This window comes from Krasilnikoviella flava (assembly GCF_900167525.1).
Lineage (GTDB): Bacteria > Actinomycetota > Actinomycetes > Actinomycetales > Cellulomonadaceae > Isoptericola > Isoptericola flavus.
This window is the reverse complement of record NZ_FUZQ01000005.1, coordinates 108,147-134,562: the sequence shown is the minus strand read 5'-3', so window position 1 is coordinate 134,562 and position 26,416 is coordinate 108,147. Positions and strand designations below refer to the sequence as shown.

The following is a 26,416-nucleotide window of genomic DNA, read 5'->3' as shown; positions in this document are numbered from 1 at the left end:
CGCCACGGGTCACGTCGTCTCGCGCAGCTCCAGGGTGCCTTCCACCACGAGGCGCTCATCGCGCACGTCGGGGTCGACGAGCATGTCCAGGGCTGACGCGGTCCCCCTCTCGATATGCAGGCGGATGGTCGAGAGCCGGGGATGGGTCTCGATGGGCAGTGCGTCGTCGCATCCCAGCAGGAGCACCTCTTGCGGTACACGGACACCGCGTGAGGTGAGCCCGTCGAGGACTCCGTGGGCGACGATGTCGTCGAAGGCGACCACCGCTCGGGTCTCCGGGCCGATGTCGGACGCGAGGCCGCGCGCGTCGGCGTACGTCCCGGACTCGACCCCCAGGTAGCGCACCCGGAGCCCCAGCTCCCGCTCCATGGCACGCATGGCGTCCCTTCGTTCGCCCTCCGACCAGGACAGGAGCGGTCCGCCGACGTAGCAGAAATCGCGGGCGCCGGCGGCGTGCATGCGGCGGACGCCCTCGACGAGCGCTTCCCGTGACGAGGTGAGCACGCGACCGATCCCGGCGACGTCCCGATTGACCAGGACCGTGCGAATGTGCGCCGCAAGGTCACGTAACCGCGCGTCCGGGAGCCTGGACGACGCCAGGACGAGGCCCTCCACCTGCGGAACCAGCCTCTGCACGAGCTGCTCCTCGCGCACGACGTCACCGTTGGTCTCGACCACGAAGACCCCGAGGCCACGCCGCTCCGCCTCCCGCTGCGCCGTACGGATCAGCGGAGGGAAGAACGGGTTCGTGATGTCCGGGATGACGAGCCCGATCGCGCCGGACCGACCCGTGATCAGGGCACGGGCGTGCTGGTTCGGGGCGTACCCCATCTCCGCGGCCGTCGCGCGCACCCGCTCGACGGTCTCTGGTCTCAGCAGCCGCGGAGTGTTGAAGGCGCGCGACACCGTGGACGGCGCGACCCCGAGCCGCCGCGCCACCTCCACGATCGTCGTCCTACCGGCCATCGTCGGCCCCGACGAGGCGGCACGCCACGGCGACGAGCTGCTCGGCCGCGCCGGGCGCGAACGGGGCCGGCATGTCGTAGTAACGGTGCGCGTCATCGACCTCGTAGCCACCGTGCGCGTACTCCTCCCGGGGCGGGAGGTAGCCAGGGCACCCGTCGCTGTAGCCGAGCACGATCACGGGAGCGCTGCTCGCGGCCCGCACCTGCTCGCCGCTGGCAAGGAACGGCTCGCCGGGCAGCGCGACGAGCGCGACCTCCCCGAGCCGCACGGCGGTGACCCTGGCGCGCCAGGTCGCGCGCTCGGGCACGCCACCGTCCAGCACCCCCCGTGCCCACGAGGCCCAGACGCCGAGCAGCGCAGCCCGGTCGGCGTCGGCCTCCCCCAGGTCGGTCGTCCATCGTGCGAGGTCCCGACGGACCTGCTCCCGGTCGACCGGGAGCAGCGGGAGGTCGACCTCCTCGGTGACTGCCGTCGCCTGGACCTCACCGCCGACCAGGTGACGCGCCGCCCCGCCCAGCGCGTCCGCGAGGACCGCGCCGACACGTTCGGCCTCCGCGTACGTCCGCAGCCCCGTGCCTGACGCGCGGTAGGAGTCCTCGGCACGATGTCCGGTGTTGATGTCTCCGGCCGCGCCGGTGAGGAACATGGTGACGCTCCCGGGGTCTCCGGCCTCGAGCACGGTGCGCACCTGGCCCGGGTAGTCCGCCGACACGAGGAGGTTCGCGGCGTCCAGCACCACGGGGTGGCAGGGATACACGACTAGGCGGCTCACGACGCGGCCGTCCGCAGGGTCCCGGAAGCACAGCGCCTGGAGGCGCAGGTCGACCGAGCGCCCGGGGTGCCGGCGGTTCGCGCCCACGCCAGGACTGCGCACCTCCGTGTACTCGACAGCGCAGGCTCGCCTCTTCGCGTGCGCGTGGCGCACGGCCCGTTCAGCAGCCGCCACGACGTCGTCGTGCACCGCGGCGGCGTGCCGCCCGACCCGGCCCCGGCCGACGCAGGGCCCCGAGTGGGTGTGGGTCGCCGCGACGACGCAGGTGGGCACGACGTCGGCGAGCCGGGCACGCACCTGGGCGCAGGTGTCCTCGTGCAGGGCGCAGACGTCCACGCTCACGAGCGCGACGTCGTCGAGGACCAGCGCGCGCACCGTCGTCGGGTCGTGCACGCCGCGCGACGGATCCTGGCGGGCGGCGAACCCGGCCATGGGCGTCCCCGGCGGCACCTCGACCTCGACGGTCGCGGCGCCGACGAGCAGCCTCGGCACGGGGCCCGGCGACCTGGTCGGCTCCCCCGTCATCCGACCAGCCGTTCGCCGCCCCGCACGACGCCCACGACCGTCCCGTTGGCCGTCAGCCGGACCAGGTCGGCACGGCTGCCCACCTGGATGGTCCCGCGCGGGGCCGTCGCGCCGCCGACGAGGGCGCCCGGCGTGCCGCACACGAGCTCGAGCCCGTCGGCGAGCGCCGTGCCGGTGTGCGCGAGCACGAACCGCAGCCCGTGCACCAGCGAGAGCGCCGCGCCGGCGAGCAGCCCCGTGCCCCCATAGGCGAGGCGTCCGTCGGGCGTCAGCTCGACGTCGCCGCCCACGGGCGTGCGGTAGGTGCCCGGCGGGCTGCCGGCGAGCGCCGTCGAGTCGGAGACGAGGAACGCGCGGCGCGCTCCCTTGGCGCGCAGCATGACCCGCAGGGTGTCGGCCGGCAGGTGGTGCCCGTCGGCGATGAACCCGCACGTCAGCCGGTCGTCCGCGAGCTGCGCCCAGATGGCGTTGGGGTGCCGGGGCAGGTGGGCGTGGACGCCGTTGCCCAGGTGCGTCGACATCGTCGCCCCCGCGTCCACGGCAGCGCGCACCTGGTCGGAGGTCGCGTGGGTGTGGCCGACGGCGACGCGGACGCCGAGCCGCGTGATCCGGGCGATCTCCCGGGGCGCGTCCGCGGCGTGGGGCGAGACGGTGACGTACCCGACCGGGCCGGCGTCCCGCCATCGCGCGACCTCGGCGGCGTCCAGGGGACGGATCTGCACGGCGTCGTGCACCCCCCGCGGCCCGTCCTGGGACGACAGGAAGGGGCCCTCGACATGCGCCCACGGGACCGCCGCGTCCACCGCCGGGTCGGCGGCCTTCGCCGCGGCGACCGCCCGCAGGGAGCGCGCGATGTCGCGCTCCGCGGCGGTCACGACCGTCGGCACCCAGGTGGTCACGCCCTCGCGCGCGAGGGCGTGCGTGATCTCGGCGATCGCGTCGGCGGACACGTCGGCCCCGTTCACGTCGGCATCCCGGTACCCGTTGACCTGCAGGTCGACGAGCCCTGGGGCGAGATAGGGCATGTCGGGGTCGCGCGACGCGAACCGCCGGATCTCGGCGATCGTCCCGTGCTCGACGCCCACCTGGAGCACGTCGCCGGTGGCCGGGTCGCGCCCCTCGACGACGGTGCCGCCTGCCGGGGCGGTCACAGGGACCGCACCCGTCCGCGGAAGCGTCCGAGGAACTCGGCGTTGGCCTCGTCCCCGCCGGGTGCGTTGCCGCTGCGCCAGACCGGCGGCTGCACGCCCCGCTCCCCGAGCAGCTCGATGGTGGCCATCACGAGCCAGTTCAGCGCGTAGGCGTTGGCGAAGGTGGAGACCGGTCCAGTCCTCTGCCGTGCCCCGGGCACGTCCATCACGGCGTCGCCCACGGGCACCTTGGTGTCGACGTGGACGTCGACCACGTCGTGCAGGTTGGCACCCGAGGGGTGGCGGGCCGGGTGGTCGGGGGCCGTCTCTTCCGCGTGCCCCCGGGAGGAGACGCCGATCGTCGTGACGCCACGCTCCCGCGCGGTGAGGGCCGCGTCCAGCAGCGCCGCGTTGATGCCGTAGGCGTTCACCAGGATCAGGACGTCGTCGGCGCCGAGGCCCCAGTCGTCCATGACGATCCGCCCGTAGCCCGGGTGGCGCTCGACCGCCATGGACCGCAGGGCGCCCTGGGACAGCAGGGTCCCCTCGTCGAGGATCGCCGAGACGTGCATCAGACCTCCGGCCCGGAAGAAGATCTCCTGGCTCGCCAGGTTGGAGTGACCTCCCGGACCGTACACGTGCACCAGGTGGTCGGCGGCGATCTGTCTCGCGAGGACGTCCGCGGCGCGCGCGACCGCGTCCCCCTCCTCGTCCAGGATGCGCTGCATGAGCGCGGTCACGTGCCGGAGGTAGCCGGCGCCGGTCGTGTCAGTCATCAGGGTCGGACTCCTCGTCGACGTAGAGGTGGGCGTCGGGATGGGTCTTCAGGGCCGTCCCGGGGAACCGCGGGTCGAGGTCGTGCGCCAGGGTCTGCGCGACGGCGTCCCGCTTCGCCCGACCGGGGACAGACGCGATCACGCATCCGGCCGACAGGAGGCGCGGGATGGTGACCGTCAGGGCCTGCTCGGGCACGTCGTCCAGGCACGCGAAGTGCCCCTCGTCGACCTGCTGGCGGCGCGAGACCGCATCGAGCGTCACGACCTTGACCGCCACGGGGTCCGCGAAGTCGGCCGGCGGGTCGTTGAACGCCAGGTGGCCGTTGACCCCCAGCCCGCACAGGGTCAGGTCGAACGGCTCGGCGCCCATGGCCTCGGCGTACTCGTCGGCGGCCCGCTGCGGCACCGCCGCCGTGTCGATCCGGGCGAACCGGCGCGGCCGGGCGCGGGCGACGAAGTGCCGCTCGAGCCAGTTGCCGAAACCTTGGGGCGCGCCCGCCGGGAGCCCCAGGTAGTCGTCCATGTGGAAGCAGTCCACCCGGGAGAAGTCGACATCGGACGCCGCCAGGGCCGCCAGCGTCTCCTGCTGGCTGGGCGCCGCGGCCAGCATGACGCGGGCCCGGCCCGACTCCCGCACGGCCCGGTTCAGGACGTCCGCGGCGTGGCGGCCGGCCGCCTCGCCCAGCGCCTGCCGGGACTCGTGGGTGTGGAGATGGATGGGGTGCATGTGTTCCTCTTCTCGTGCTGCGTCTGGTGCGACGCCTGGTGCGACGTGTCGGGCTACGCGGGGGCCGGCGCCGTGCCGCGGGCGAGCAGCAGCAGGGCGCGGATGATGTGGAAGGGGTCCTTCACCGGCAGGGCCACCACCCGGTCCAGGGGCCGGCCGTCGCGGGCGCGGACCTGGATCCACTCCCCGCGCTCGCGGTCGGGGAACGTCGCCAGCGTGTACTCGGCGACGCGCTCGTGCCACGTCGTCAGCTCCGCGGAGCCGCTGATCCGGGCCAGCAGCTCGGTCGCGTACATCGCCTCGGCGTGCACCCACCACAGCTTGGTGTCCCAGGTGTCGAGCACCAGCTGCTCGTACCGGCCCGGTTCGCCCGGCGCCAGGAGGGTGCCCCGCGGGGGCCCGCCCGCCTCGTCGCAGTACCGCAGGAGGCCCCCGTGCTCGTCGTCCCAGCCGATCTCGAGCGCCCGGGTCGCGAGGGCCGCGAGCCGGTCGGCGCCGACCGGTCGCCGCGCCCGCTCCTGCGCGTGGACGATCATCCAGAGGCACTCCAGCAGGTGGCCGGGCGTGCGGTGCCGGTCCAGCATCGTGCCCGCGGGTCCCGCGTCGGCGCGGAACTCGGCCCACGTGGTGGCGCCCAGCATCCCGCCGTCGTCGAGCAGGGCCGAGAGCGCGCGGTCCCGCACGCCCTCCGCGGGCGCGCCGCCGCCCGCCCGGGCCAGCTCGTCGGCGACGTGCACGAGCGTCATGGGCCCGGCGAGGTCCCGGTAGCCCGCCGGCACCGGGTAGGGCTCGGTCCTCGCCGTGCGGTCGGCGATCGACCGTTCGGCCACGAGGAGCATCCGGGACGCCGCGTCGAGCCACGGCGCGACGCGCTCGTCCCCCTCCTCCCGCGCGGCCCGCGACCCGCCCGCGATCCCGAGGACCGCGAAGAGGTCGGCGAACACGCTGGTGGAGACCTCGCCGTCGGGCCCGGAAGGCTGGTGCGCCCCCGCCCGGTCGGTCACGAAGGCCGTGCGGGCGTCCGGCGTCGCCGATCGTTCGACGAGGAACGCCGCCGTGCGGGTGGCGCGGTCGGACCAGAGCGGGCCGTCCACGGCGACCTCGCCGCGGGCCGCGGCCTCGGCCAGCTCGGCGCACACCCAGGCCCACCGGCCCTGGGACCACGTGTACTTGTCGTGCGACAGCAGGCGCCCCCGGTTGTCGAAGCACGTGAACACCCCGCCGAGCTCGTCGTCCACGGCGTGCCGCTCCCACCACGGGAGGACGGTGGTCTCGAGGTGCGCGGACCAGGGCGAGGCGCCCAGGCCCGTCACGCGGACACCGGCCGCGTGACGGCGGCGTCCTCGTCCGCCTCGACGACGTCCCGCGACAGGGAGTCGACGAGGGCGTCGGAGGCCGGGTTGCGCTGCGGCGCGACGAGGCCGACCACGACGAAGACGACGATCGACACCAGGACCGGCGAGGCGACGATCACGGCTTCCCCGTTGTCGCCCAGCCCGGCGATCGGGTCGGCGAGCAGGTACCGGTTGACCGCGAAGACCAGCAGACCCGCGGCCCACGAGAGCAGCGCCGCGCTGGAGCCCGACCGCTTGAACCACGGCAGCAGGCCGAGGAGCATCGGCACGGCGATCGGCCCGACGAGCGCGCCGAACCAGAGGATCAGGAGCCCGAGCACGCCGCCGAAGCTGTCCGCGGTGAGGGCGATGCCCATCGACAGCGCGATGAACAGGAACGTCGTGAGCCGCGCGACGGCCAGCTCCGCCTTCTCGGGCAGGAACCCCGCTCCCCGGCGCAGGCTCGGGATGATGTCGCGCACCACGACCGACGAGATGGCGTTCGCGTCCGAGGCGGTCATGGCCATCGTGTGGGCGAACATGCCGGCGAGCACGAGGCCGACGAGTCCCTGCGGCAGCAGCTGCTGCGCCAGCAGCGCGTACGACTCGTCGGGCTGCTGCAGGTTCGGCAGCAGGATCGGAGCCGCCCACATCGGGACGAAGAGGACCAGCGGCCACACCAGGTACAGGACGCCGGAGAACACCATCGAGCGCCGCGCCTCGCGCCCGTTCGGGGTGGCGATCATCCGCATCGCGAGGTTCCAGGTGCCGCCGTTGTACGACAGCGTCGAGATGACGACGTACGCGAGGAAGAACCACATCGTGAGCGTGCCGTTGAACGGCTCGGCGTGCCCCTCCGGCAGCCGGTCCCACATGGTCCAGAGGGTGGGGACGCCGTCGAGCTTCACCAGCACGATGACGAACATCGCCGACGCGGCCACCAGCTGGATGACGAACTGCCCGAAGTCGGTCAGGACGTCGGCCCAGATCCCGCCGATCGTGGAGTAGACCATCGTGACGCCGCCGACCAGCAGCACGCCCCACATCAGGGGCATGCCCGCGAAGACGTTGAGCAGGATGGCGCTGGCGGTCCACTTCGCCGCCACGTCGAAGATCTTGAGCGCGGCTCCTGACCACGCCAGCACCTGCTCCGTGGCGACGTTGAACCGCGTGGAGAGGTACTCCAGCGGCGAGATGATGCCCAGGCGCTGCCGCAGGCGAGGCCAGCGGGGAGCGAACAGCCATGCGCCCACCGAGCAGGCGATCGTGATGGACAGCGCCCACCAGACGTAGACGGCGAATCCCGTCGTGTAGGCGAGCGCGGCGTATCCGACGAACACCGCGGCGGAGTAGCCCGACATGTGGTGCGAGATTCCCGTGAGCCACCAGGGGATCTTCCCGCCGGCGACGTAGAAGTCGCGCGCGTCGGTGATCCGGCGGCGCGACCACACGCCGATCCAGATCATGACGACGAAGTACCCACCGACGACCACCCAGTCGAGAACACCCATGTCTGACTCCTCGCGTCATGGGCCGCCCCCGGAGAGCGGCCGTTGCTCTTGAATCTCGAGGAGGCTGGCATGCAAACGTTTGCATGCCAAGGGCCCCCGGTGAACTTCGTGTGACATCCACCCGGACGTGCGCCCCCCAGGGCGTCGTACCGTGCCGGTATGACCCGCGGAAGACCCGGCGGCAAGTACGCCCGCATGTACCGGCTCGGCATGACGCCGTGGGAGGGCTACGCCGCCGCGGCGGCCCCGAGCGTCGCCGCCGTGCTGGACCGCGAGGAGTCCGGCCGCGAGCGCCCGCCCGGGCGGGCGCTCGACCTCGGGTGCGGGCGCGGACAGTACACGCCCGAGCTCGCGCGCCGCGGGTGGGACGTGGTCGGGGTGGACGTCGTGCCCCGCGCGGTCGAGGAGGCGCGGCGCCGGGACCCCGGCATCCGCTACGAGGTCGCCGACGTCACCGACCTGCCGGTGGGCCTCGGCACCTTCGACCTGTTCCTCGACATCGGCTGCTTCCAGGGCCTCGACCCCGCGCACCGTGCCGCCGAGGCCCGCGGTGTGACGGCGCTGGCGAACCCCGGCGCGACGGTGCTCATGCTCGCGTTCGGCGCTTCGAAGTGGCGGCGGCTCGTCGAGGGCGCCGCCGAGCACGACATCCTGACGGCCTTCACCGCCTGGGAGCTGCTGGACGTGCGCGAGGCGGACACCGCGGGCCTCGGCTTCCCGATGAACCGCACGTCGCCCCGCTGGTACCGGCTCGGGCCGCGGACGGTCCGCGCGTAGCGCTCAGCCCGGCGCGTGACGCAGGCGACCTGCCTGCTTCGTGAGGTGGGTGCGTTCGGCGGCGCTCGTGGCGGCGTCGGCCGCCACGGCGTACCGCCGGGCGGCCTCGTCCAGGTCTCCGGCCCGTTCGTGCAGGTAGGCGGCCGTGGCGTCGCGCCTCGGCAGGCCGGCGTCGAGCGTCTCCACGAGGCGCAGCCCGGCGAGCGGCCCGTCCACGTGCCCGACGGCGACGGCCCGGTTGAGCGCCACCACGGGGTTGCGGGGCTCGAGGCGCGCGAGCTCGTCGTACCACTCGAGGATCTGCGGCCAGTCCGTCTCGTCCGCGGTCGCCGCGTCGTCGTGCAGGGCGGCGATCGCCGCCTGCGCCTGGTAGGGCCCGAGGCGGTCGCGCGCGAGCGCCCGCTGCAGGAGCCCGACGCCCTCGGCGATCGTGGCGGTGTCCCAGCGGGCGCGGTCCTGCCGGTCGAGGGGCACCAGCTCCCCCGCGGCGGTGGTGCGGGCGTCGCGCCGCGCGTGGTGCAGCAGCAGGAGCGCCAGGAGGCCGGCGGCCTCAGCGTCCTCCGGCACCGCGGCGACGAGCTGCCGGGTCAGCCGGATCGCCTCCGCCGCGAGGTCGACGCCGTCGGCGGGGCTGCCCGTGAAGCCCTCGTTGAAGATCAGGTAGAGCACGCGCAGCACGGCGCGCACGTCCCCGGGCTCGGAGAACCGCTCCCCCGTCACCGTCTTCTTGGCGCGCGAGATGCGCTGCGCCATCGTCGCCTCCGGCACCAGGAACGCCCTGGCGATCTGCGCCGTCGTCAGCCCGCCCAGGGCACGCAGCGTGAGCGCGACCGACGACGCCGGGGACAGTGCCGGGTGGCAGCAGCGGCTGAGCAGCAGCAGCGTGTCGTCGGCCTGTTCCGTCGGGCCGGTCGGCGGTTCGAGGGTCACGCGGATCTCCCGCTGCGCGCGCGAGGAGGCGGCGCGCCGGGCGTCGACGAACTTGCGCCAGGCGACGGTGACGAGCCACCCCTTGGGGTCCGACGGCGCGGTGGCGCCCGGCGCGTCCCAGCGCCGCACCGCCTCCAGCAGCGCCTCCTGCACGGCGTCCTCGGCCGTCGCGAAATCGGCGCCCCGCCGGACGAGCACGCCGAGCACCTGGGGGCCCAGGCGCCGCAGCGTGTCGTCCCGCAGGAGCTCGTTCACCCCGTGACCTCGGCGTTGTCGGTGAGGAACGGGCGCACCTCGATCCACTCGTGCAGCGGGCGCCCGCCCGGGCCCGGCGCGGACGACAGGTACGCCGCGGCCTCGTACGCCCGCTCCTGGGACTCCACGTCGATCGCCATCCACCCGGCGATGAGGTCCTTGGTCTCGGCGAACGGGCCGTCCGTCACGGGAGGCTTGTCCTCGCCCCCGTACCGGACGAAGTCCCCCCGCGGCGAGAGCGCCTGGGCGTCGACGAACTCGCCGCGCTCCTTGAGGTCGTCGATGACCTTGCCCATGAACTCCATGTGCGCGGTGACCTCCTCGGGCGTCCAGCGGTCCATCGGCACGTCGGTACCGGGCACCGGCTCCGGGATCCCGCGATAGTGCTTCAGCAGCAGGTACTTGGTCATGGGTTCCATCCTGTCGTCGTGGGCGGTGCCTGTCACCGCCGACACCCCTGGGACGGAGCCGGCCCGCGGTACTCGACATCCCGCGCCGAGAAGGGTCAGCGCCCGAACAGGCGCGCCAGGAAGCCGCCGCCGACGGGACGGTGGCCGGCGGCGGGCTCGTCGTCGTGGCCCGGGCACCACTGCCCGGCGGGGACGGCGCGACGCACGTCGTCGACGTGCTGTCCGCAGCCGTTCCAGGTCGTCTTGCCGCACTGCTTGCAGGTCGCGGGATAGCACACGGTGGGGTTCTCCTCCAAAGTCGTTGTCGTTGTCGTCGTGGCGGGAGTTCAGGCGAGCATGAGGAAGAGCTTCTCCAGCTCCTCGGTGGTGAGGCCGTCCTCGCCGGGGTTGTCCGGGTCGGCGAGGCACTCCTTCATCGCGGTCGAGATCACCGCGAAGCCGGCCCGGTCGAGCGCGGCCGAGACCGCCGCGAGCTGGGTGACGACGTCGCGGCACGAGCGGCCGCCCTCAACGGCGTCGATGACCGCGTTGAGCTGACCTCGCGCGCGGCGCAGGCGGTTGAGGATGCGGCGCTGGGCGTCGCTGTCGGTGGTGAGCATCGTGTCCTCGCTGGGTCGGTGGGCGGGCGATCGGGGGGACTCAGGCAGCCGCGGGTTCGGGGGCCACGAGCAGGGCGTCGGCGTGGACGCCGTGCGTGGCGCGCAGGGTGAGCATCCCGCCGGAGAGCGACGCAGAGTCGAACCCCGCCTGCGCGAGCACGCGGTGGGCGATGGCCGACCGCACGCCGGAGGCGCACATCACGCGCACGGGCCGGCCGGCGGCCGCAGCGCGGACCTCGTCGAGCCGGGCGCGCAGCTCGGTGTGCGGCACGAGCATCGCGCCGGGCAGGTGCCCGGTTCCGACCTCCTGTTCCGTACGGACGTCGAGCACGAGCGCGTCCTCGAGGACGCCGTGGACGTCCTGGGCGTACCAGAGGCGCAGCGTGCCGTCGAGGACGTTGGACCCCACCATCCCGGCGAGGTTCACGGCGTCCTTCGCCTGCCCGTACGGCGGCGCGTACGCGAGGTCGAGGTCGATGAGGTCGGTGACCGTCATGCCGGCGCGCAGCGCGGTGGCGAGCACGTCGATGCGCTTGTCGACGCCGTCGCCGCCTACCGCCTGGGCGCCGAGCAGCAGCCCGTCGTCCGGACGCACGTGCAGCACGAGGTGCAGCTGGCGCGCGCCCGGGAAGTAGCCCGCGTGCTGGTTCGGGTGCAGGTGCAGGGTGCGGAACGCGAGACCCGCCGCCGTCAGAGAGGCCCGGTTGGCCCCGGTGGTGGCGGCGGTGAGCCCGCCGACCCGCACGACCGCGGTGCCCAGGGGGGCGGGCAGCGGGCGGGCCGTCCCCGGCCGCAGCACGTCGTCCGCGACGAGCCGCCCCGCACGGTTCGCCGGGCCGGCCAGGGCCACGGGGCGCCGGGCACCCGTGACGACGTCGGTCTGGACCACCGCGTCGCCCACGGCCCAGACGCCCGGCGCGGACGTGCGGCCGTGCGCGTCGACGACGATCGCGCCGCGCTCGCACTCGAGGCCCGCGGCCTCGAACACCGCGGTGTCGGGCCGCACGCCGGCGGACAGGACCACGACGTCGGCGGGCACCCGTGAGCCGTCGCCGAGCACGACGAGGTCGTGGTCCTGCTCCGCCCGGACCGCCTCCGCACCCACCCCGGCACGCACGGTGACGCCCAGCCGCCGCAGCTCGTCCTCGACGGGGTGCGCGACCTCGTCCTCCAGGGGCGGCAGCACGTGCGGCCCGACCTCGACGAGGGTGACGTCCAGCCCGGCGAGCGCGAGCGCCTCGGCGGCCTCGACGCCGATGAACCCTGCGCCGAGCACGACGGCGCGGCGCGCGCCCGCCTCCACCTGCGACCGCATCACCCGCGCGTCCTCGACGGTGCGCAGCGTCCGCACGCGCGGCGAGTCGAGCCCGTCGACCGGCGGGCGTACCGCTCGGGCGCCCGGCGACAGCACGAGCGCGTCGTAGCGCAGCTCGACGTGGCCGTCGCCGGTCCGTGCGGTGACCACGCGACGGGCGGTGTCGACGGCGGTGACGTCGTGCCCCGTGCGCACGTCGAGGTCGAGGGACGCCCGCAACGACGCGGGCGTCTGGACCAGGAGCCGGTCGGCGTCGGGGATCTCGCCGCCCACGTGGTACGGCAGGCCGCAGTTCGCGAACGACACGTGCGCACCGCGCTCGAGGACGACGATCTCGGCCGTCTCGTCGAGCCGCCGCGCGCGGGCCGCGAAGCTCATGCCGCCTGCCACTCCCCCGACGACGACGATCCGCCGGCCGGGGGCGGGCGTGGCGGGGACGGGCTGGCGGGGGTGGTCGTCGATCATGGACCGACTATACCCCCGGAGGTATTGGGCTCCCGCATCGCCGCAGGCCACGACCGCGGCACCGCACGCAGTGCGACGACCTGCAGCTCGCGTCGTGGGCTTGTACGTTCGATCACATGGTTGCTCACAGGAACAGACGACCGAACGCCCGCCCGGGATCCCCGCGCAGGGCGGCGTGCCTGCTCGGTGCCGCCGCCCTGGCCGCGCCCCTCGCCCTGGCGGCCACCTCGGCGAACGGGGCCGAGACCCCCACCGCCTCCGGCCTCGCACCGCCCGCCACCCCGGGCGATCACGCCGGAACGGCCGCCCACGACCACGACCACGCCGACGTCACCGGGGGGATCGACGGCGCGGCGATGCAGCACCGGATCCTGCACGAGTCCCCCGACCAGGACGCGCCGGGGCTCCGTGCCGCCGACGGCGCCCCGCGCGTGCAGGAGAAGGACGCCGGCGACGCCGTCGACGACGGAGGTGACGGCGCCCAGCGCCTGCCCTCGCCGCGGTCGGTCAGCGGCTGGAAGCTGCGGGTGGACGGCGACCTGGACACGAGGCCCGTCAGCACGCAGGCCGTCGCCCCGAACGAGGAGGACGACGGCGCCATCCCGCTGGCGCGCGACCTCGGCCTCGGCGCGGACCGTCGCGGGGTCTCGACCACCGGCGTCGTCGGCGACGGGCCCCACGGCTCGGAGGGCACCGCGACCGGCGACTACGACTTCTACCGCCTCGAGGCCGCGAAGGGCGAGACCCTCACGGTCGACATCGCACCCGAGGGCGACCTGGTGGCGAACGCGCTCCTGTACGACGCCGAGGGGAACCTCCTGGTCGGCAGCCAGGACATGACCGGCGAGGGCGCCGTGCACCTCTCCCAGCGGATCGAGGAGCGCGGCACCTACTACGTGGCGGTGGGCAACCACTACCCCGACGACCCGTTCGACCCGGCCTCCGGTCCGGCCGTCATCACCGAGGGCCCTTACGAGCTCGACGTCACCCTGCACGCGCGCGGCGCGGCCGACACCGACGTGTACGCCGTGCCGCTGCGCCAGGGCGACGTGCTGGGGGCCACCGTCACCGGCTCCGCCCGACAGATCGCCGTGCACGAGCTCGACGGGGACCTCGTGCAGAGGTCGTCGGTCGACCCGGGGATCATCTACCCCGACGACTCCCCCCTGGCCCGCGGGGGCAACGCCACCGCGAACCACGTCGTCGAACGCACCGGGCTCTACCTCGTGTCGGTCAGCGACGGGGCGGGCGACTACGCCCTCACCGTGGGCGCGCACCGCGCGCCGTCGACGCGGGGTGACACTCCGGGAGAGCGCGTGCAGACCATCCTGCTCGACTTCAGCGGGCCGTCGTTCGACAACCGCGTCTTCGGCGCCAACGCGCTCGAGCCCGGGGTGCGCGACCTCAGCCCGATGCGCGACTTCCTGCCCGGGTGGGGGCTCGAGGCCTCCGACGAGCACGCCGTCGTCGAGGCGACGACGCGGCACGTCCGGGAGATGCTCCGCGACGAGATCCCCGGATCGGACGTCCGGGTCACGAACGACCTGGAGGACCCCGACCTGTTCGGCGAGCCCGGGGTCAGCCGGATCATCGTCGGCGGCACCGTGGCGGAGGCCGGCCTCATGCCCGCGCTGGGCCTGTCCGAGTCGGTGGACCCGGGAAACTTCGTCCGGGAGGAGACGGCGATCGTCATGCCGGAGCTCATGGCCGGTGACCACCCGATCTCCCTCGACCCGTTCCTCACCGAGGACAGCGACCGCGTCCAGGCGGTCGGGCAGTCGCTCGGCAACGTGGCGGCCCACGAGGCCGGCCACTTCCTCGGGAACTTCCACACCGACGACCACGACGACGGCACGAGCGTCATGAACACGGGCAACCTGCTGCACTTCTACGCGATCGGCCCGGACGGCGTCGCCGGTACCGCCGACGACGACCGGATCGCGATGCGCACGGCCCGGTTCGACCGCCTGCAGGGGCTCTCGGGGGTGGAGGACACGCCGTTCCGGACGTCCGTCGCGCTCCGTTGAGCGCCTCGCGCGGCGCCGCCCGCGGCCGGCCCGACCGGTCGGCTCACGGGTGGCGCCGCGCGAGCCCGGCCAGCTCGACGCGGTTGCGCGCCCCGGTCTTCGCCAGCAGGTGGGAGACGTGGGTGCTGACGGTCTTCTCGCCGATGGTGAGCGCGCGGGCGATCTCGGCGTAGGTACGGGATCGAGATCGCGTCGAGCGGAAGACAGGGCGCCCGGAGCGTGACGAGCGGGTGAGATTCCGACGCTGCCCGGATCGCCGCCTCCACCAGCACCGTCTTGCCCACGCCGGCGTCGCCCTCGACGAGCACGGCCCGCGGACCATCGTCCGCCGTCGTGACCAGCAGGGACGACAGACGGGAGAGCTCCGGCTCACGCCCGACGAGCATCGTCGTCGACGGTCCGGCGGTCCCGGCCATGCCCCCAGGATGGCACCGCCGTGGCGGGCTCAGGGGGCGAAGTCGTGATCTCAGGTGCGGATCCCGATGCCCCGGCCCCGGGGTGGGACGGACGATCACGGAAACGACACCGTCCGGAGGCCCATCGTGTCCGCTCGCCGCTTCGCCATCGCCCTGTCCGCCGCCGGCGTCGTGGTCGCCGCCGTGCTCCTGCCGGCACCGGCCCACGCCGTCGAGATCGGGGCCGGCCCGACGACCTCGTCCCCCGTGTGTGCGCTGGAACGCGTCGGGCACCACTTCGTCCGCTGCGACGACCTCACCGGCGACGGCCGGCCGGCACCGGCGCACGTCGCGCAGTGGACCCCAGGGTCGCTCCGGTAGCGGACCCGGCCGTTCCGCCCACGCCGCCGACCGCCCGGCGCCCGCGCCGGGTAGGTTGGCGGCGTGGGCGGACCGGAGGATGCAGGCGACGACGCGGCGCCCCGGCGCGGGTACGCGAAGGGCGCGGCCCGCCGGGCGCAGATCCTGGACCAGGTGCTCCGGATGGTCGCGGAGCACGGGGTCGACGCGTCCTCGCTCCGGTCCGTCGCCGACGCGGTCGGCGTCTCGCACGCCACGCTGCGGCACTACTTCCCCACGCGCGACGACCTGCTCGTGGCCGTCTACCACGAGCACGAGGTCCAGCGGGGCGACGCCGGCGGCCCGCCGTCGTCGGTGGTCGGCGGGATGCGCAAGAGCGCCGTGCTCAACCGCGAGGTGCCCGGCCTCGTCCAGCTCTACACGACCCTCGCCGGGGACGCCGCGGGCGAGGGCCACCCGGTCACGCGCGAGTTCTTCCGCGAGCGCTTCACCCGCCTGCGAGCCGAGCTGTCCGAGCAGGTCCGCGCCGACCAGGAGGCGGGCCGCATCGACCCCGCCGTGGATGCCGGGGACCTCGCCGCCCTGGCGATCGCCGCCTCCGACGGCATCCAGGTGCAGTGGCTGCTCGACCCCGACGCGGTCGACGGCGCGCGGGTGCTGGAGCTCCTCGAGCGGCTGGTGCCGCCGCCGGCCGAGCCCGGCAGCTGACCCCGGGTCCTTCGGTGGTCGAGCTGTCGTGGCCCGGCAGCTCGACCACCCGAGGCCCTGCCTCAGAAGGTCGGCGCCGCCGGGTCGAAGTCCTCCGGCAGCGGCGGCGGCGCGTCGACCGTGGAGGCGACGTCGACCGCCGTCCGGGTCTCCGCGGCGTCGCGCACCGCCAGCAGCACGTCGAGCACGTGCAGCGCGACGGCGCCCGACGCGCGCTCGGGCCGACCCTCGCGGATCGCCCGGGCCAGCTCGACGACGCCCGTGCCGCGGCCCCAGGTGGACCCGGTCGCGGGGATCGCCTCCGGCTCGTCCTGCCCGTACCGCCACAGCGTGGAGTCGCCGTCGAAGTTGTTCGGGTCGGGCAGCGAGATCGTGCCGAGCGTGCCGTTGATCTCGACGAACCCTGCCCGCGGCAGGGCGTGCTGGAACGAGAACGTCGACTGCGCCGACTGGCCCCCGCGGAACTCGATGAGCGCCGCGTGGTGCGTCGGCACCTCCACGGGGAAGGTCGCCCCGGCGCGCGGTCCGGACGCGATCGTCCGCTTCTCCAGCGACTTCGACGACACCGCCTGCACGCGGGACGCGGCGCCCAGCGCGTGCACCAGGGTCGTCACGTAGTACGGCCCCATGTCGAACAGCGGGCCGGCGCCCGTCGCGTACAGGAAGTCGGGGTCCGGGTGCCACGCTTCGGGGCCGGGCACGTGGAACATGGTCGTGGCCGTGAGCGGCTCGCCGATGTCCCCGCGAGCGATGGCCCGCAGCGCCGACTGGATGCCCGCGCCCAGCACGGTGTCGGGCGCGCAGGCGACCCGCAGTCCCTGAGCCTCGGCCGCGGCGAGCAGCGCGGTGGCCGACGCGTGGTCGGTCGCGATCGGCTTCTCGCTCCACACGTGCTTGCCGGCCGCGACGATCTGGTGCCCCACCTCGGCGTGCACCGCGGGGACCGTGAGGTTCACGGCGATCTCGATGTCGTCGCGGGCCAGCAGCTCCTCGACGGTGCCCGACGACGCGACGCCGTAGGCCTCCGCCTGCGCGCGCGCCCGGTCGAGCAGCACGTCGGCGACCATGCGGACCTCGACGTCGGCGAACTGCGTGAGGTTCTCCAGGTACTGCGTCGAGATGTTCCCGGCACCGATGATGCCGACGCCCACGCGGCTCACTTGTCGTTCTCCTGCAGCCAGGCGAGCGAGGAGGCGATGCCCTCGAACACGTCGCCGGCGTAGGAGTCGAACTCCACGACGCGGATGGCCTGCGGCGCGGCGGCGAGGATCGCCGGCACGTCGACGTCCCCCTGGCCGGCGGGCACCTGGTTGTCGTAGGCCGCCTTGAGCGCGGGCGGCACGTCGAGCGCGCTCTCGCTGGACGGCAGCACGGTGGCGATGTCGCCCGACACCTCGCCGTCCTTGACGTGGATGGCGACCACCCGGTCGCCGAGCGTCTTCAGCACGGCCGGCGCGTCGGCGCCGCCCACGGTGGCCCAGAAGGTGTCGACCTCGAGCACCGCCTCGGGGGCGAGGTGCTCGGCGAAGATCTCGAAGACCGGCCGGCCGTCGACCTTGTTCGTGAACTCCCACTGGTGGTTGTGGTAGCCGAAGCGGAGGCCGTGGCCGGCCGCGCGGACCGTCAGCTCGTTGACGCGGTCGGCGAGCTTCTTGGCATCGTCCGCGGTCTGCCAGCGCTCGGTCGGCACGAACGGGTCGATGACGATCCCGATGCCGAGCCGGGCGGCCGCCTCGAAGACGGCGTCGGGCTCGGCGACGTCGATGACGGCGGCATGACCCGATGGCGCGGCGAGGCCCGTCGCGGCGAGGGCGCGCTCGAAGTCGGCGACGCGCTCGACGAACGCGTACGGCTCGACCTGCTCGTACCCGATCTCGCGGACGCGCGCGACGGCGGCGTCGAGGTCGGCGGCGACGGCATCCCGCAGCGAGTACAGCTGCACGGACGTGGTGGGCATCTGGGGCTCCTTTGGCGTGATCTGCGGTCCGACTTCCGTCGACCGGCCATCAAAAGTGACCGGCCGTCTGCCGGAAGCCGCGCCGAGCGTATCGCAAAAACCTCACAGTGGGTGGTTTTTTGCGCGGCCGACCGAACCTCGATCCCTTGGCAGGTCGTGAGTCAACGCTGTACCTTCGACATCGCCGAAGACGGGCTACCGCGCCCGTCAACTGCCCTGACAGGAGACGCAACGTTGCATCACTCCCCGTGGACCTCGACCCTCACCCGACGTGCTGTGCTGGCCGCAGCGGGCGGCCTCGGAGCGGCGGTCGCGCTCAGCGCCGCTCCCAGCGCCACCGCCGCACCGCGCGGGTTCCGGAACCCGGTCGTGCCGACGAACAACCCCGACCCCGCGGTGCTGGCCGCCGACGGCGCCTTCTACCTCTACGCGACCAACGGCGCGGCGGGCGCGATGCCCGTGCTGACGTCCCCCGACCTGGTCGAGTGGACCCCGGCCGGCAACGCCATGCCGCAGCTCGCCACCTGGTGCCGACCCGGCCGGCACTGGGCGCCCGAGGTGATCGCCGTGGGCGACCGCTACCTCTCCTACTACACCGCCTGGCGGGCCGACATCGACCAGCAGGCGGTGTCGGTGGCGGTCTCCGACTCCCCGACGGGGCCGTTCGTCGACGACCGCACCGCGCCGCTGATCGACCAGTCGACCGAGGGCGGGAGCATCGACGCCTCGCCGTTCCAGGACGTCGACGGGTCGCTCTGGCTGCTGTGGAAGAACGACGGCAACCACGACGGCCTTCCCTCGTACATCTACCTCCAGCGGCTGTCCGACGACGGCCTCGAGCTGGTCGGCGAGCCGCAGCGACTGTTCGGGATGGACCAGCCGTACGAGACGTACACGATCGAGGGTGCCTCGGTGGTCGTCCACCAGGGGCGCTACTACTGCTTCTACTCCACCGGCGAGTACTGGAACGACAGCTACGGCGTGTGCTGGGCGAGCGCCCCGTCGCTCACCGGCCCCTGGACCAAGCGGGGTGACGGGCCCATCCTCGCGAGCAACGACGTCGCCGCCGGGTCGGGGCACGGCATGCCGATCAAGGTCGGCCCGCACTGGTGGTACGTCTACCACGCCTGGCAGCCGGACCACGTCAACGAGGACCCGGGCCGGCTCGTCTGGCTGTCCCGGATCACCTTCACCGGCCATGGCCCCGTGATCGACGGACCGTCCGTGGAAAACCCGTTCGCGCCCATGCCCTGAGCACCGAGCGATGACTCCGGGCCGGGCAGGCGGTCTGCACTCCCGACAGGACCGCTGCCCGCCAGGAGGAATTCATGGGCCTCATCCACCTCGAGCTCTTCGCCACCCTCGACCTCGTCGCGCAGGCGCCCGGCGGCCCCGAGGAGGACCCGGAGGGTTTCTCCTTCGGCGGCTGGCAGGCACCCCTGCTCGACGAGGTCGCGGGCGAGCAGATCGCCGCCGCCTACGCGGAGGGCACGGACGCCCTCCTGCTCGGACGGCGGACCTACGACATCTTCGCCGCGTACTGGCCCCACCAGGACGACGACTTCGGCAACCTCTTCAACCGCATCCCGAAGTACGTCGCCTCCCGCGGCACCCCCGACCTCGGCTGGGCCGGGTCGACCCACCTCGGGTCCGACCTGCCCGCCGCCGTGCGCGAGATCCGCGACCGGCACGAGCACGTGCGCGTCGTCGGGAGCCTGGACCTCGTGCAGACGCTCCTGCGGGAGAAGCTCTTCGACCGCCTCGACCTCTGGCTGCACCCGATCGTGCTCGGCGAGGGCAAGAAGGTGTTCGACGGCGGCGAGGTGCCCACGAACCTCACGCTCCTGGAGCCGCCCGCCGCCAGCCCGGCCGGCGTCGTGTTCCTGCACTACGGGCTCGCGGACGGCGTGCCTGCCACGGGCGACATGGCCGCGGACCGCGGCGACGGACGAGCGGACTGAGCCGCCGGCTCAGTCCTCCGGGCGGCGTCGCGCCTTCTTGATCCCCGCACGCCGCTTCTTCGCCTCGATCCGCCGCTGGACGGAGCCACGGGTCGGGCGCGTCTGCCGGCGCCGCGGTCCCGGCGGTGCGAGGGCCTCGGCGACGAGCGCTGCCATGCGGGACCGCGCGGCGTCGCGGTTGCGCAGCTGCGCACGGTGCTCGGACGCCACGACGGTCAGCACGCCACCGGCCACCCGTCGTCCGAGCGCCTCGAGGAGCCGGGCCCGCTGACCGTCGGTCAGGACGGCGGAAGCGGCGACGTCCCAGGAGAGCTCGACCCGTGAGTCCGCGGTGTTGACGCCCTGGCCGCCGGGCCCCGAGGCGCGGGAGAACCGCCAGGACAGCTCCGGCTCCGGGACGACGAGGGCCGCCGTCACGCGCAGGCCGCTCCGGGCGTCGTCGGGCACGCGACCATCATGCCCGACGCGACGCAGAAGCCCTCGACGCTCCGGCCACGGCGCAGTCCAGCGCGCCGTCGAGGCCTCGGGGCAGCTGGTGCTTCGCCACCCGTTGGCTCGGTGTCAGGGGCATCTCGTCGAGCGTCCGCACGTATCGCGGGACCTGGAACGGCGCCAGGTGGTCGGCGCCCCAGGCCACGACGGACCGCGCGTCGTGCTCCGCCCCGGCGCGGAGGGTGAGCAGAAGGACCATCTCCTGCTCACCCACGTCGGCGGCCGCCCCCACGACGGCGCACCGGTCGACGTCGGGGTGTCGGCCGTAGACGTCCTCGACCTGCCACGCCGAGACGTTCTCGCCGCGGACCCGGATGCTGTCGCTGGCCCGACCGTGGAAGTGGAGGTTCCCGGCGGCATCCAGGGTGCCGTGGTCACCCGTGCGGAACCACTCGCCGGTTCGTGCGGCGGCGGAGGCCTCGGGGTTGCCCAGGTATCCGGGCGTCAGCAGACCGGGGTGCAGGGGGCGGACAAGGATCTCCCCCGGCCCGCCGTTCCCCTCACCCGCACGGACCTCGAACCAGGGCAGCGGCCTCCCGACGCCCTGGTCCGGCCCCTCGGTGTTGACGGTGACGATGCTGGACGTCTCGGTCATGCCGTAGCACTCGTGGACGGCGAACCCGAACCGGCGCCGGCACTCCTCCCAGATCGCAGGGGTCGCGCCTGCGCCCCAGGCCACGCGGACCCGGTGACCACGCTCGAGCGCGGTCACCGGTCGCTGGAGCAGGATCTGCAGGATGCCGCCGAGGTAGTGGACGTGCGTCGCACCCGTGCGGACGACGTCGCCCCAGAACCCGGAGGCGCTGAACCGGCGTGCCAACGCGAGCGAGACGTCCGCGTAGAGCGGCATCAGCAGGGTCTGCGCGCCGCCGACGTGAAAGATCGGCTCCCACACGTACAGCACGTCGCCGGCTCGCGCGTCGGTGACCGCGAGCGCGCCGACCGCGGCCGCGCGCAGCATGGACTGGCTCACCCGGACGCCCTTGGGCGGTCCCGTGGTCCCCGACGTGTACAGGAGCAGGCTCGTGCCCGGCACGACGCCGCCGGGAGCGTCGCCGAGGCGCCACAGCTGCGTCGCGGTGCCGGCCTCGTCGGCGACCGTGATGCCCGCGCCGAGACCTTCCTCGTGCCCCGGGCGGCTCGCCGCGACGGCGGCCACCACGTCGTCACCCCGCTCCGCGACGAGATGCGTCGCTCCGGAGTCGTGGAGCAGGTGCGCGAGCGGAGCCCCCTTCAGCCTCGGGTTCAGCGGCACCCAGAGCACGCCCGCACGCACCAGGGCGAAGACGACCACGACGTGCTCGACGGTGTTGGGCAGCGCGACCGCGACCCGCGCGCCCCGTCCGATCCCGGCGTCGGCGAGGACCTCTCGGACCCGGTCGACCGCGGCGTCGAGCTCCCCCACGGTCACGCGCCGTTCCCCGGCGACCGCGTAGAGGCGGCCCGGCCGGTCGGCCACGAGCGCGGCGAGCTCCGCGGCGATGTCGCGCCCGTCGATGACCTGGGTCGGCGTCGTCGCGCTCATGACGCGGGCGCGGTCGCCGCGTCGCGCCCGCGGGACAGGAACTTCTGGGCCGTGCCCTGCGGCTCGCCCTCGGCGTACGCGGCCCTGTCGATCTCGAGGGCGGCGGCGAACGCCGCCCGGAGACCGGGTCGCAGCGTCTCGAAGAGGTGCTGCTTGGTGAGCTTGAAGGCGTGGGTCGGCTGGGCCGCGAGCTCGGCCGCGCGCTCCCTGGCACGGTCCAGCACCTGCCGTGCGGGGACGATCTCCGTGATGAGGCCCAGGGTGTGCGCCTCCTGGGCGTCCAGGAGCCGTCCCGTCAGCATCAGCTCGGCCGTCTTGGCATGCCCGAGGGACTGCCACGTCAGGTACATCCCCGTGATGCTGGGGATGCCCGACTTCACCTCGGGCTGCCCCATCCGCACCCCGTCGTGGGCGACGCGCAGGTCGCACAGCAGGGAGAGCTGGTAGCCGGATCCTGCCGCCACCCCGTTCAGTGCGGCCACGACCGGCTTCGGGCAGGACAGGATCGTCTCGTAGACGTCGGCGAAGGTGTCGAGCCAGGTCTCGACGTCGTCGACGCCGAACCCGGCCAGCTCCTTGAGATCCTGCCCCGAGCAGAAGGCGCGGTCGCCTGCCCCGGTCAGCACGATCGAGCGGACGGCCGGGTCCTCGGCGAACGTGGCCACCGCCCTCCCGACGGCGCGCTGCATGTCCTGGCTCCAGGCGTTGAGCGCCTGGGGGTTGTCGAGCGTGACGACGCCGCAGCCGTCGACCACGTCGGTACGTACCTGTCCCATGGATCCTCCTGTGCGTGTGCTGCTGCGTGTGCCGCTGCGTGTGCTGGGCGGCGGGTGCCGGCCCTGCGGTGACGTCTTCGCCGGCGCTCAGGCGGCGGGGACGCGCTCGGTGTCCGTGGCGGGAACCCGGACGGCGTCGTACTGCTCGCGCACCTGCGCCGAGGGCCCCGGCCCGAGGCGGTTGCCGGCCCAGACGCCGAGCAGCCCCGCGGCGAAGCCGGGCACGAGCTCGTACAGGCCGATCGTGTCGACGAGCGGGTAGACGACGACGGTGAGCCCCCCGGCGAGCATCCCCACCAGGGCTCCGCGCCAGGTGGTGCGCCGCGAGTAGAGCGCCGCCAGGACCACCGGACCGAAGACGGCGCCGAACCCGGCCCACGCGTAGGACACGAGCCCGAGGACGGTTCCTCCGCGCAGGGCGATGGCGACGGCGACGACCGACACCAGGATCACCGTGACCCGGCTGATCCGGACGAGGGTCCTGTCGGTCGCCGCGCGGTTGACGAACGCGCGGTAGAAGTCCTCCGAGAGCGTGGTGGCGGCGACCACGAGCTGCGAGTCGGCGGTGCTCATGATGGCGGCGAGGATGCCCGCGAGGAAGATGCCGACCATCCACGACGGCAGCAGCGCGTCCACGAGCGCCGCGTAGGCGTTCTCCGGGTTGGCGAGGTCGGGCCCGAAGTACGCGATGGCGAGCATGCCGATGACGCCCGCGAACCCGAGCAGCGTGACGGACAGGAACACCCCGAGGCGCCGGGCGCCCTTGGTCGACTCCGCGGTCCGCAGCCCCATGAACCGCGCCAGGATGTGCGGCTGCCCGAAGTAGCCGAGGCCCCAGGCCAGTGCGGAGACGATCGCGACGACGGCGACGGGGCTGCCCGAGACCCACTCGCCGCCGTCGAGCGCGACCTCGACGAACGGCGACGCCAGGTCGGGGTTCTCCCCCGCGATGTCCTGTGCCAGGGCCACCGGCCCGCCCACGCTGACGAGCGCCACGACCGTCACGACGGCCAGGCTCACGAACATCAGGATCCCCTGCACGACGTCCGTGTAGCTGGAGGCGAGGAATCCCCCGAGGCACGAGTAGAGCATCACGACACCCGCACCGATGAGGATCCCCGTCGTGTTCGAGACGCCGAAGACCTGGCTGAACATCAGGCCTGTCGCGACGAGCCCGGAGCCGAGGTAGACGACGTAGAACAGCATGATGAAGACCGCGGACACGAGCCGCAGGGAGTCGCTGTGGAACCGGTTGGCGAGGTAGGCAGGCAGGGTCACGGACTCCGAGCGCTGCCCGCTGCGCCAGTCGAACCCGAGCTCCGAGTGCTCGCGCAACCTGCCGGCGACGACACGCCAGCTCACGTAGAACCCGACGGTCAGGCCGACGATCATCCACACGTTCTGCATCCCGCTGACGTAGAAGGCGCCGGGCAGCCCGAGGAAGACCCAGGAGCTCGAGTCCGTCGCCTTCGCGCTGAGCGTCGCCGTGAAGGTGCCGAGGCGGCGGCCGCCGATGGCGAAGTCGGCGACGCTGTCGTTCTGCCTCATGAACCACACACCGATGACCAGCATCGCGACCAGATAGAGAACGAACGCGACGACCGAAGCTGTAGTGCTGCTGTCCATCCGAGCATCCCCGTCCTGCAGCACCTCGGCTGCTCGTACCGCATCGCCATTGACGTCATCGAGTCTGCTGACCTGCAGCGGGCGACGACAGGGGCCTTCACCCAGACCTCGGCGCCCTCGACACCAGCGCCGCTTACGGATGGGGCGGCGCGACCGGCCCGGCCGGCGTCGTCACAGGTCGCGGACCGGCAGGCCCGCCGTGACGTGGCGGACGGCCGCCAGGAACGCGCTCGTCAGCGGGTTGTCGTGCACCCGTCGGGTGGCCGCGACGATCTGGCGACGCGGGAGCTGCCGCGAGACCGGGAGCGTGACGATCTCGTCGTCCGGCTCGTGCGCCAGCCCGGGGATCAGGGCGACGCCGAGCCCCGCGGACACGAACCCGCGAACCGTCCCGAAGCTGTTGCTGCGGAACGCGATGCGGGGGCTGAAACCCTCCTGCTCGGCCAGGGCGACGAGGCAGCGGCTCGCGGCGGTGTCCTCGCGGTTCGCGATCCAGCGCTCCGCCGCCAGGTCGCCGACGTCGACGGCGTCCGCGTGGGCCAACCGATGGCGGCGCGGCGCGATGACGTACAGGTCCTCGACCATGAGCTCGGTGAGCACGACCTCCTGGGGCCACCGGGTCGGCACGAGGTCGTAGCGGAAGCCGAGAGCGACGTCGAGGTCGCCCTCGAGCACCCGGGGGAAGAGCTCGTGCGGTTCGCCCTCGTCGAGCGAGATCTCGACGTCGCGCCGACGGACCAGGAAGCGTGCGATCACCTGTGCCACGATCGGCCCTCCCGCCGACGCGAAGCTTCCGATCCGCAACCGGCCGGCCTGCCCGGCGGCCAGGCGCGCCACATCGGCCTCGAGCTGGTCGACCAGCCCCAACAGCTCCGCGGACCGTTCGAACAGGTACTGCGCGGCCTCGGTCGGGGCCACGCTCCGGGCGTGGCGCTCGAACAGCTGCAGGCCCAGCGACCGCTCCAGGCCGGCCATCTGCTGGGACACCGCCGAGGCCGTGTACCCGAGCTCCCGTCCGGCGGCCGCGAACGAGCCGAGCCGGATCGCGGCACCCAGGGTGCGCAGCGTGGTGGGTTCAAGCGCCATCCGAGGAGGATAGGACCCCGGCCGGCCGAGCGGGCCGGGCCGCACGCTCACCCAGCGCGTCCGGGTACTCCTGTCTGTCCCGTCTCGGGTTCAGCAGAGGCTCTGGGTCTGACGCGCCGACCGTGGTCATGAGCGCGGGTACCGGCGGTGACGGGCTCAGCCGCCTTGCTCTGAAACGGATGGAGGCTCTACCCCTCCCCGCTTCACCAGGCCTGCTGGAGGCGGTACCGGGCATAGGCGCTGAGGTGCAGAGCGTGGAGCCCACCGACAGCGGCTATCGGGATCAGGTAGTAGGTGAGATCACCGTCGATGACGAAGAAGTCATCGATCTCCGCCAGGTCATAGGTGCGCCGCGCCTTCCCTGTCGTCGAGAGGTAAACCTTCCAGCTTTCACTTGCACGGACTGTGGTCGTCTTGACCTGGACCCGGCGGATCCCGCCTTCGCCCCCGACCAACAAGTCGTAGCGGCTAGGTTCGAGCGGCCACGAAACATCCTGACCGCACAAGGTGAACCAGGCCGCCGCGAGAAGCGGACCGGCTCGACCGAGGCGCTTGATGTCGGGTGCGACCTCGGACCTGTCCGCAGGGGGCTGGACCTGCGGACTCAGGTGGCCGGTATCAAGCGCCAGGCGTGCCGCATGCCCCTTCAACGCGGCAATGCTCGAACTTCCGTCGACGCCGAGCCTCCGGGCGAGCTCCTGCCAGCTGCCCGAGCCCGCCACGGCGTCGCGCAACTGTTCGTCTGTCCAGCGGCGTTGCCCGCGGAAATGGCTGTAACTGATCCCAAGGCGGTCAGCCCGCGCGCGCACCGACCGCATCGCCCCGGCTGACGTGGCCAGCAGCCCCAGCGCGCGCAACGCTTCGCGCCAGGAGTACGAACTACTGATCGCGACATCAAGCTGCTCGTCGGTGTACGACCGTTCACGCGCCATGCGTCAGACCGTAGAGCTCGGCACCGACGACAACGTCAGCGACGAAAAGACCCGGACCTACCGCCGTAGGCCCGGGTCT

Annotated in this window: 27 protein-coding genes; 6 read left to right on the top strand and 21 right to left on the bottom strand. The window is 73.5% G+C overall.

Going from position 1 to position 26,416, the window contains the following annotated elements:
* Positions 1-9: 9 nt before the first annotated feature.
* Genes B5Y66_RS14135 through B5Y66_RS14105 form a run of 7 tightly spaced genes read right to left on the bottom strand, consistent with a single transcriptional unit; the run spans position 10 to position 7,741 of the window.
* On the bottom strand, positions 10-966 hold the full coding sequence (locus B5Y66_RS14135; protein WP_176168876.1) for a LacI family DNA-binding transcriptional regulator: 957 nt from the start codon (positions 964-966) through the stop codon (positions 10-12).
* Positions 956-2,263, bottom strand: coding sequence for a neutral/alkaline non-lysosomal ceramidase N-terminal domain-containing protein (locus tag B5Y66_RS14130; RefSeq protein WP_139820896.1), 1,308 nt, complete (start codon positions 2,261-2,263; stop codon positions 956-958). The genes B5Y66_RS14135 and B5Y66_RS14130 overlap by 11 nt, the downstream gene beginning before the upstream one ends.
* Entirely contained in the window at positions 2,260-3,414 is a 1,155-nt protein-coding gene (locus B5Y66_RS14125) for an N-acetylglucosamine-6-phosphate deacetylase (protein ID WP_079575146.1), read from the bottom strand. The genes B5Y66_RS14130 and B5Y66_RS14125 overlap by 4 nt, the downstream gene beginning before the upstream one ends.
* Entirely contained in the window at positions 3,411-4,169 is a 759-nt protein-coding gene (locus tag B5Y66_RS14120) for a sugar isomerase domain-containing protein (RefSeq protein WP_079575145.1), read from the bottom strand. The genes B5Y66_RS14125 and B5Y66_RS14120 overlap by 4 nt, the downstream gene beginning before the upstream one ends.
* Positions 4,162-4,896: a 6-phosphogluconolactonase gene (locus B5Y66_RS14115; protein WP_079575144.1), complete on the bottom strand. Its 735-nt coding sequence runs from the start codon at positions 4,894-4,896 to the stop codon at positions 4,162-4,164. The genes B5Y66_RS14120 and B5Y66_RS14115 overlap by 8 nt, the downstream gene beginning before the upstream one ends.
* Before the next feature lie 53 nt (positions 4,897-4,949).
* Complete coding sequence (locus B5Y66_RS14110) at positions 4,950-6,209, bottom strand: AGE family epimerase/isomerase (RefSeq protein WP_245807119.1); 1,260 nt, start codon at positions 6,207-6,209, stop codon at positions 4,950-4,952.
* Positions 6,206-7,741 (bottom strand): sodium:solute symporter family protein, encoded by a 1,536-nt coding sequence (locus B5Y66_RS14105; RefSeq protein ID WP_079575143.1) that lies wholly within the window; start codon positions 7,739-7,741, stop codon positions 6,206-6,208. The genes B5Y66_RS14110 and B5Y66_RS14105 overlap by 4 nt, the downstream gene beginning before the upstream one ends.
* Positions 7,742-7,900: 159 nt before the next feature.
* Between B5Y66_RS14105 and B5Y66_RS14100 the strand changes: the two genes are divergently transcribed.
* Positions 7,901-8,518, top strand: a complete 618-nt coding sequence (locus B5Y66_RS14100) for a class I SAM-dependent methyltransferase (RefSeq protein ID WP_217700809.1) — start codon at positions 7,901-7,903, stop codon at positions 8,516-8,518.
* Between the two features lie 3 nt (positions 8,519-8,521).
* Here the strand turns inward: B5Y66_RS14100 and B5Y66_RS14095 are convergent, their stop codons facing one another.
* From B5Y66_RS14095 to B5Y66_RS14075, 5 genes are all read right to left on the bottom strand, one after another.
* A complete protein-coding gene (locus B5Y66_RS14095; RefSeq protein ID WP_245807118.1) occupies positions 8,522-9,703 on the bottom strand; it encodes an RNA polymerase sigma factor in 1,182 nt (393 codons plus the stop codon).
* On the bottom strand, positions 9,700-10,113 hold the full coding sequence (locus B5Y66_RS14090) for a YciI family protein (protein ID WP_079575142.1): 414 nt from the start codon (positions 10,111-10,113) through the stop codon (positions 9,700-9,702). The genes B5Y66_RS14095 and B5Y66_RS14090 overlap by 4 nt, the downstream gene beginning before the upstream one ends.
* A gap of 95 nt (positions 10,114-10,208) precedes the next feature.
* Entirely contained in the window at positions 10,209-10,391 is a 183-nt protein-coding gene (locus tag B5Y66_RS14085; protein WP_079575492.1) for a hypothetical protein, read from the bottom strand.
* A gap of 48 nt (positions 10,392-10,439) precedes the next feature.
* Positions 10,440-10,712 (bottom strand): metal-sensitive transcriptional regulator, encoded by a 273-nt coding sequence (locus B5Y66_RS14080; RefSeq protein WP_079575141.1) that lies wholly within the window; start codon positions 10,710-10,712, stop codon positions 10,440-10,442.
* A 40-nt stretch (positions 10,713-10,752) separates the two neighbouring features.
* A complete protein-coding gene (locus B5Y66_RS14075) occupies positions 10,753-12,492 on the bottom strand; it encodes an FAD-dependent oxidoreductase (protein ID WP_079575140.1) in 1,740 nt (579 codons plus the stop codon).
* 116 nt (positions 12,493-12,608) lie between these two features.
* On the opposite strand from B5Y66_RS14075, the gene B5Y66_RS22560 reads away from it, so the two are divergent.
* Positions 12,609-14,519 (top strand): hypothetical protein, encoded by a 1,911-nt coding sequence (locus tag B5Y66_RS22560; RefSeq protein WP_176168875.1) that lies wholly within the window; start codon positions 12,609-12,611, stop codon positions 14,517-14,519.
* A gap of 43 nt (positions 14,520-14,562) precedes the next feature.
* Here the strand turns inward: B5Y66_RS22560 and B5Y66_RS22270 are convergent, their stop codons facing one another.
* Positions 14,563-14,841 carry a response regulator transcription factor gene (locus tag B5Y66_RS22270; RefSeq protein WP_139820895.1) on the bottom strand — a complete coding sequence of 93 codons (279 nt, stop codon included), beginning with the start codon at positions 14,839-14,841 and terminating at the stop codon, positions 14,563-14,565.
* Positions 14,842-15,061: 220 nt separating this feature from the next.
* Here B5Y66_RS22270 and B5Y66_RS22265 point away from each other — a divergent pair, with 220 nt between their 5' ends.
* Positions 15,062-15,295, top strand: coding sequence for a hypothetical protein (locus B5Y66_RS22265; protein ID WP_139820894.1), 234 nt, complete (start codon positions 15,062-15,064; stop codon positions 15,293-15,295).
* 63 nt (positions 15,296-15,358) lie between these two features.
* Complete coding sequence (locus B5Y66_RS14060; RefSeq protein WP_245807117.1) at positions 15,359-15,982, top strand: TetR/AcrR family transcriptional regulator; 624 nt, start codon at positions 15,359-15,361, stop codon at positions 15,980-15,982.
* A gap of 62 nt (positions 15,983-16,044) precedes the next feature.
* On the opposite strand, the gene B5Y66_RS14055 is transcribed toward B5Y66_RS14060, so the two are convergent.
* Positions 16,045-17,142: a Gfo/Idh/MocA family protein gene (locus B5Y66_RS14055; RefSeq protein WP_079575138.1), complete on the bottom strand. Its 1,098-nt coding sequence runs from the start codon at positions 17,140-17,142 to the stop codon at positions 16,045-16,047.
* Positions 17,139-17,939, bottom strand: a complete 801-nt coding sequence (locus B5Y66_RS14050) for a sugar phosphate isomerase/epimerase family protein (protein WP_079575137.1) — start codon at positions 17,937-17,939, stop codon at positions 17,139-17,141. Before B5Y66_RS14050 ends, B5Y66_RS14055 begins: the two co-directional genes overlap by 4 nt.
* Before the next feature lie 276 nt (positions 17,940-18,215).
* On the opposite strand from B5Y66_RS14050, the gene B5Y66_RS14045 reads away from it, so the two are divergent.
* Both B5Y66_RS14045 and B5Y66_RS14040 read left to right on the top strand, forming a co-directional pair.
* Positions 18,216-19,193, top strand: coding sequence for a glycoside hydrolase family 43 protein (locus B5Y66_RS14045; RefSeq protein ID WP_176168874.1), 978 nt, complete (start codon positions 18,216-18,218; stop codon positions 19,191-19,193).
* 74 nt (positions 19,194-19,267) lie between these two features.
* Positions 19,268-19,900: a dihydrofolate reductase family protein gene (locus B5Y66_RS14040; RefSeq protein WP_079575136.1), complete on the top strand. Its 633-nt coding sequence runs from the start codon at positions 19,268-19,270 to the stop codon at positions 19,898-19,900.
* A 9-nt stretch (positions 19,901-19,909) separates the two neighbouring features.
* Here B5Y66_RS14040 and arfB read toward each other — a convergent pair whose 3' ends face one another.
* The 6 genes from arfB to B5Y66_RS14010 form a co-directional block, all read right to left on the bottom strand.
* Entirely contained in the window at positions 19,910-20,347 is a 438-nt protein-coding gene (gene arfB / locus B5Y66_RS14035) for an alternative ribosome rescue aminoacyl-tRNA hydrolase ArfB (RefSeq protein WP_079575135.1), read from the bottom strand.
* Positions 20,348-20,354: 7 nt separating this feature from the next.
* Positions 20,355-21,917: an AMP-binding protein gene (locus B5Y66_RS14030; protein ID WP_079575134.1), complete on the bottom strand. Its 1,563-nt coding sequence runs from the start codon at positions 21,915-21,917 to the stop codon at positions 20,355-20,357.
* Entirely contained in the window at positions 21,914-22,693 is a 780-nt protein-coding gene (locus B5Y66_RS14025; protein WP_079575133.1) for an enoyl-CoA hydratase/isomerase family protein, read from the bottom strand. Before B5Y66_RS14025 ends, B5Y66_RS14030 begins: the two co-directional genes overlap by 4 nt.
* 87 nt (positions 22,694-22,780) lie before the next feature.
* Complete coding sequence (locus B5Y66_RS14020) at positions 22,781-24,241, bottom strand: sodium/proline symporter (RefSeq protein WP_176168873.1); 1,461 nt, start codon at positions 24,239-24,241, stop codon at positions 22,781-22,783.
* A gap of 249 nt (positions 24,242-24,490) precedes the next feature.
* The gene (locus B5Y66_RS14015) at positions 24,491-25,405 is read right to left on the bottom strand and encodes a LysR family transcriptional regulator (protein ID WP_079575131.1); all 915 of its coding nucleotides are present in this window, start codon (positions 25,403-25,405) and stop codon (positions 24,491-24,493) included.
* Positions 25,406-25,608: 203 nt separating this feature from the next.
* Positions 25,609-26,337 (bottom strand): group I intron-associated PD-(D/E)XK endonuclease, encoded by a 729-nt coding sequence (locus B5Y66_RS14010; protein WP_079575130.1) that lies wholly within the window; start codon positions 26,335-26,337, stop codon positions 25,609-25,611.
* Positions 26,338-26,416 lie beyond the last annotated feature (79 nt).